The sequence below is a fragment of the Methylobacterium sp. B1 genome, from assembly GCF_000333255.1.
Lineage (GTDB): Bacteria > Pseudomonadota > Alphaproteobacteria > Rhizobiales > Beijerinckiaceae > Methylobacterium > Methylobacterium fujisawaense.
Genome location: NZ_BACT01000980.1, coordinates 1 through 1480 on the forward strand (window position 1 = coordinate 1; position 1480 = coordinate 1480).

Sequence of the window (1480 nt, forward strand, 5' to 3'; positions counted from 1 at the left end):
CCGCCATCCCCACGGCGTGCCGGATGATCGTCAATCTCACAACGCCTACCCGCGAGCGCCACCCGGACGTGCGGCTGACGGTCGAGTCCGCCACCTCGACCGACATCTTCTCGCTGATCGAGAACCTGGAGGCGGATGCGGGCCTGACCTACCTCGACAACGAGCCCCTGGGGCGGGTGGTCTCCGTGCCGCTCTACCGGGAGCGCTACCGCCTCGTCACGGCGATCGGCGGCCCCTTCGACGGCCGGTCCAGCGTCACCTGGGCCGAGACCGGCAGCCTGCCCCTCTGCCTGCTCACGCCGAACATGCAGAACCGGCGGATCATCGATCACCAGATCCGGGAGGCGGGTGTTGACCCCGCCGCAACGCTCGAATCGAACTCGATGATCGTGCTTTTGACCCATGTCCGCACCCTGCGCTGGGCCTCGATCATGCCGGAGATCCTGGTCGATGCGCTGGGGCCCATGGAGGGCGTGCGCACCATCCCGATCACCGCCCCGGACCTGGAGCACACGATCGGCCTCGTCGCTCCGCGGCGCGAGCCGTCCACACCGATGGTGACGGCCCTCGTAGCTATCGCGCGGTCCCTGGCGCGGACGCTCGATCCGGATCTGGCCGCGTCGGGGACCGCCTGAGCGATCGGCTCCGTGCCCGGACCGGGGCGGGGCGTTCCAGGAGCCATCGGCGGGTCGCGCCGAGGGCATGCACCGGCAGCGTCAGGACAAGCCAGATCGCCAGTACCGCCCCGGTGATGAGAATCGCCAGCAGGATCCGCTGCATCGAACCCGCCCTCCGCCAGCCGGGCTGGCCGAAACCGCGGGCCGGAAATCGGCCGGCGAATCGCGCAGCGTCCGGGATGAGTGAGGGTTAACGAGTCGTGCTGGCGCCAGGCTGTCGGCCGCTCGGGCGGCGGCCGGGCAGCTGCCGGGAACGCGCGCCATCGTCGCGCGAGGCGGTGCCGAACAGAAAAAGCCGCCCCGTCTCCGGAGCGGCTTCCCGTCGGCGGTCAGGCTGCGATGCAGCCAGCGACCTTACTTGATCTTGGTTTCCTTGAAATCGACGTGCTTGCGCGCGACCGGGTCGTACTTCCGCATCGTCAGCTTCTCGGTCTGCGTGCGGGAGTTCTTCTTGGTGACGTAGAAATAGCCCGTGTCGGCGGTGGAGACGAGCTTGATCTTGACGGTGACGGCCTTGGCCATGGCGCGGCGCTCCTGCAGGGTGCGGCATTCCGCGTGAGCGAAACGCAAATGGCCGGGAGAGCCCGGCCGAATACGGGCGGGTGAATGCCCGATCGGGCCCGGCAGGTCAAGAGCGTGGGCCCGATCGCTCCGTTGCGGCGAGCCAGCCGGCGAAGGCCAGGAACAGGGCGAGCAGCGCCAGGGCGAAGCCGTGCGGCGGCACGAGGTCGAGCCCGCCGCCGATCACCGGCGGACCCAGCATCAGACCGACATTGTAGAGCGACTCTAGAGGTCCCCGGGAC

Annotated in this window: 2 protein-coding genes; one reads left to right on the forward strand and one right to left on the reverse strand. The window is 69.3% G+C overall.

Annotated elements, in window-relative coordinates:
- Positions 1 to 635: LysR family transcriptional regulator substrate-binding protein (locus tag I53_RS27295; protein WP_043356894.1), on the forward strand; the 635-nt coding region annotated here is incomplete at its 5' end.
- Between the two features lie 396 nt (positions 636 to 1031).
- Here the strand turns inward: I53_RS27295 and rpmG are convergent.
- Positions 1032 to 1199, reverse strand: a complete 168-nt coding sequence (rpmG, locus tag I53_RS27300) for a 50S ribosomal protein L33 (RefSeq protein ID WP_020092568.1) — start codon at positions 1197 to 1199, stop codon at positions 1032 to 1034.
- Positions 1200 to 1480: the final 281 nt, after the last annotated feature.

Excerpts from the sequence above, each read along its gene's own strand:
- rpmG (WP_020092568.1), bottom strand. The coding sequence starts at position 1,199 with ATGGCCAAGGCCGTCACCGTCAAGATCAAGCTCGTCTCCACCGCCGAC.